Consider the following 4,030-nt stretch of genomic DNA (forward strand, 5'->3'; position numbering starts at 1 on the left):
CGCCGACAAGATAACGATAAAGCGATTAATGTACCTCAGTTACTTGGTTATATTCAAACAGAAGCCCAGTCTATTAATCAAGACAAAGGCCACGAATTACTCTTTGATATAGATAACACACTCGACATAAAAGGCTCTGAAGATGAGCTGCGTAGTGCGTTTTCTAATTTAGTCTTTAATGCTATTCATTACACTAAACCTGGCGGAAAAATACAGGTTAGCTGGCTTCGTAAAAATAATACCGCTTGTTTTACTGTTGTTGATAACGGTGATGGCATTGCTGCAGAACATATTAATCGACTGACTGAGCGGTTTTATCGTGTGGATAAAGCACGAAGCAGAACCACAGGAGGGTCTGGTTTAGGCTTGGCAATTACAAAACATGTGTTAACACGCCACGATAGTAAATTAAATATCACCAGTGAAGTTGGAAAGGGTTCTTGTTTTTCTTTTTGTTTTTCAATAGATAAGATCGTTGAACCCCAAAATAAACAACAAGTTTTGGTAAAGTCATAAAAGTGTCATTTAAGAGTCATATCATTGTCATGTACTCACTTTAGAGTGGGCAGCAGTTAGAAAATGGGACGAACAAATCGGAGAACCCACATGAAATTTAAAAATTTAGTTGCCGCAATGGGTGTGGCTGTTACAACTTTCGTATCTGCTCAAGCAGTGGCTTTAGATCAAGACATTCCTGAGTATCAAAAAATCAGCGGCGTATCAGGCAACTTTTCATCAGTAGGTTCTGACACTTTAGCTAACATGATGACGTTTTGGGCTGAAGAGTACAAACGTATTTACCCAAATGTAAACATTCAAATTCAAGCGGCAGGTTCTTCTACAGCGCCTCCAGCATTAACCGAAGGTACTGCTAACCTAGGTCCAATGAGCCGCGCAATGAAATCAAAAGAAATCGAAGCGTTTGAAAAACGTTACGGTTACAAGCCAACAGCAGTTCGCGTAGCTATTGATGCACTTGCTGTTTATGTACACAAAGATAACCCAATTGAAGGTCTTCGTATTGACCAAGTTGACGCTATTTTCTCATCAACTCGTAAGTGTGGTGCGTCAGAGCAAGTTAACCGTTGGAGCGATGTAGGCCTTGAAGGTAGCTGGGCAGCACGCGACATTCAATTATACGGACGTAACTCTGTATCAGGTACTTACGGTTACTTTAAGAAAAAAGCACTGTGTAAAGGTGACTTCCGTAATAACGTAAATGAACAGCCGGGTTCTGCATCTGTAGTACAATCAATTTCGTCTTCACTGAACGCAATTGGCTACTCAGGTATTGGTTACAAAACGTCAGGTGTACGTACTGTTCCATTGTCTAAAAAAGGCACTAACTTTGTAGATGCAACACTTGATAACGTTGCGCAAGGTAAATACCCACTTTCTCGCTTTTTATACGTGTACGTTAACAAGCACCCAAATAAAGCCTTGTCTCCGATGGAAGCTGAATTCTTAAAAATGATTCTTTCAAAAGACGGTCAACAAATTGTAGAAAAAGATGGTTATGTTCCTCTTTCTGCAAAGCTAGTTGAAGTAGAGCTTAAAAAACTAGGTTTAAAATAATAAACCTAAGCAATAAAAAACCGCTCATTGAGCGGTTTTTTTGTGCTTAAAATTAAACATTTTAGGGAATTAAATACCACCTAACTTTTCAGCACGTGCTTTACATTGGTTGTATGTTTCTACACATTTAGCAGAACATACTTGTTGCTTAAGCCCTTCAGCTGTTGTTTGTTGCTCGCAGGTGCTTTCGCAACGAAAGTTTTGTTGAGCACATTGGTTCATCTCGGCATTTTCAACATGGTTTTGACAACCGGCTAAAACAACTAAAGTGAGCGCAACCACGCTTGTTTTTATTAATATATGCATTTTTAATCCTTAAAGTAAGCTCAATAAATTAAATATCGACCTGCATGTTGTCAATTAATCTCACAGAGCCTAAAAAGGCCGCGGCTAAAATAACAAAATGGTTATCATCGAGTGTAGCAGTTTTTAAGGTATCTCGTTGAGCTATCTCAAAATAGTCTGGCTTTAAGCCTGCTTGCTCAAGGCTTTGCTTAGCATGTGTTTTAAGCGAAGTGAAATCTTTATTCCCTTGCTTAAGCTGCTCGGCACACTGGCCTAGCGCTTTAAATAAAGCAGTTGCTGTTGTTTTTTGCTCTGCTGATAGGTAGCCATTACGTGAGCTCATAGCAAGCCCTGATACTTCACGCATGGTGGGTACACCAATAATTTCAACAGGCATAGATAGGTCGCGAGCCATCGTTTTAATCACTTGCAGTTGCTGAAAGTCTTTTTCACCAAAGCAAGCGTAGTCAGGTTGTACTAGGTTAAATAGCTTAGTAACAACAGTTGCAACGCCTTTAAAGTGCCCAGGGCGCGAACCACCACAGTAACCAAGCGACACACCTGGTACGTCAACAAAACTTTGCTCACCAAGCCCATTTGGGTAAATTGTGCTTACACTTGGTGTAAATACAATATCAGTACCTAATTCTGCAAGGCCTTGTTTGTCCTCTGATAATGTACGTGGGTAGTTATCTAAATCTTCGTTAGCGCCAAATTGCATTGGGTTTACAAAAATACTAACAACCACTTTATCAGCTAAAGTTTTTGCTTTTTCAACGAGTGAAAAGTGTCCTCGGTGTAAATTGCCCATTGTTGGTACAAACGCCACACTCAAGCCCGCTTGTCGCCATGCTTTAATTTGACTACGTAATGATTTAATTTCAGTAATTGACTGCATTATTTAAACTCATGTTCAGCACTTGGAAAAGCGCCACTTTTTACATCGGTACAATATTTTTGAACGGCCGCTGGCATGTTGCCAGTTTCTAATAAAAAGTTTTTTGAAAATTTTGGAATATAACCTGCCGAAATACCCACTAGGTCGTGCATTACTAATATTTGACCATCGGTCACATTACCAGCACCAATGCCAATGGTTGGAATACTAAGCGCATCAGTAATACGTTTTGCCAATGCACTCGGGATACACTCAAGTACTAATAATTGTGCGCCAGCGGCTTCAAGTGCTTTTGCATCATCAATCATTTTTTGTGCTTTGTCTTCTTCGCGGCCTTGGATTTTAAAGCCGCCAAATACGTGCACAGATTGAGGGGTAAGGCCTAAGTGCCCACACACAGGAATACCTTGTTGAGTAAGCGCTTTAATACTGTCGTAAAGCCATTCGCCACCTTCAAGTTTAACCATGTTTGCACCAGCACGCATAAGCTCTGCGGCATTTTTACACGTGTCGTTAACGCTTGAATATGTCATAAATGGCATGTCAGCAATAACAAATAATTCACGGCTTCCTGCACGCACACAGCGCGTATGGTAAGCAATATCTTGGTTGGTTACGCCAAGCGTATCATCACCGCCTTGCAGCACCATACCTAATGAATCACCGACTAAAATAACGTTAACGCCATTATCATGAAATAACTTTGCAAAGCTTGCATCGTAAGCAGTTAATGCTGTGATTTTGTTATTTTCTGCTTTCATTTTATTTAAAGTAGAAACGGTTATTTTAGACATAATATTCCTCGCAGGCACAAGCCTTGGTTAATTACAGAGGTAATTGTTGTAAGTCGTTGAGCGGTAAATTAGTTGCAATGGTTTTTAGTGCAATGCCGCTGGGTAAAATAAGTTCTGGCGCAAGTTCAAGCAGTGGATACACCACAAACTCGCGTTCGTTCAAGCCATAATGGGGCACAGTTAAGCGTGCAGTATTAATAATTTTATTACCAAATAAAAGGGTATCTATGTCTAGCGTTCGAGGACCCCAACGTTCGGCTTTTCTAACACGGCCGTGCTCTAGTTCAATTTTTTGTGTTAAATCAAGTAGCTGTTCTGGTTCAAGATGGGTATTAATACATGCAACTGCGTTAATGTAGTCGGGTTGGTCTTGCGGTCCCATAGGTTTACTTGCGTAATAGTGAGACACGCTTACAAACTCGCTATGCGGCAGTTTTTTAAGTGCCGCAATCGCGTTATCAAGCTGTTGTTTAGGCGA

Annotated in this window: 6 protein-coding genes; 2 read left to right on the plus strand and 4 right to left on the minus strand. The window is 40.4% G+C overall.

Annotated features, from left to right (window positions below):
- Positions 1 to 516 (plus strand): ATP-binding protein (locus tag BCG07_RS18955; RefSeq protein WP_286891528.1); only part of this gene is annotated, 516 nt, incomplete at its 5' end.
- A gap of 90 nt (positions 517 to 606) precedes the next feature.
- The gene (locus BCG07_RS18960) at positions 607 to 1,575 is read left to right on the plus strand and encodes a PstS family phosphate ABC transporter substrate-binding protein (RefSeq protein ID WP_006791871.1); all 969 of its coding nucleotides are present in this window, start codon (positions 607 to 609) and stop codon (positions 1,573 to 1,575) included.
- A gap of 69 nt (positions 1,576 to 1,644) precedes the next feature.
- Here BCG07_RS18960 and BCG07_RS18965 read toward each other — a convergent pair whose 3' ends face one another.
- The 4 genes from BCG07_RS18965 to folK all read right to left on the minus strand — a co-directional run.
- Entirely contained in the window at positions 1,645 to 1,881 is a 237-nt protein-coding gene (locus BCG07_RS18965; RefSeq protein WP_286891529.1) for a hypothetical protein, read from the minus strand.
- Between the two features lie 28 nt (positions 1,882 to 1,909).
- Positions 1,910 to 2,758 carry a pantoate--beta-alanine ligase gene (gene panC, locus BCG07_RS18970; RefSeq protein ID WP_006791873.1) on the minus strand — a complete coding sequence of 283 codons (849 nt, stop codon included), beginning with the start codon at positions 2,756 to 2,758 and terminating at the stop codon, positions 1,910 to 1,912.
- A complete protein-coding gene (panB, locus tag BCG07_RS18975) occupies positions 2,758 to 3,552 on the minus strand; it encodes a 3-methyl-2-oxobutanoate hydroxymethyltransferase (protein WP_006791874.1) in 795 nt (264 codons plus the stop codon). The genes panC and panB overlap by 1 nt, the downstream gene beginning before the upstream one ends.
- Positions 3,553 to 3,583: 31 nt before the next feature.
- Positions 3,584 to 4,030, minus strand: a 447-nt coding sequence (gene folK / locus BCG07_RS18980) for a 2-amino-4-hydroxy-6-hydroxymethyldihydropteridine diphosphokinase (protein WP_286891530.1), incomplete at its 5' end; no start/stop codon positions are given.

The sequence above is a fragment of the Pseudoalteromonas sp. ESRF-bin5 genome (assembly GCF_002632075.1).
Classification (GTDB): domain Bacteria; phylum Pseudomonadota; class Gammaproteobacteria; order Enterobacterales; family Alteromonadaceae; genus Pseudoalteromonas; species Pseudoalteromonas marina.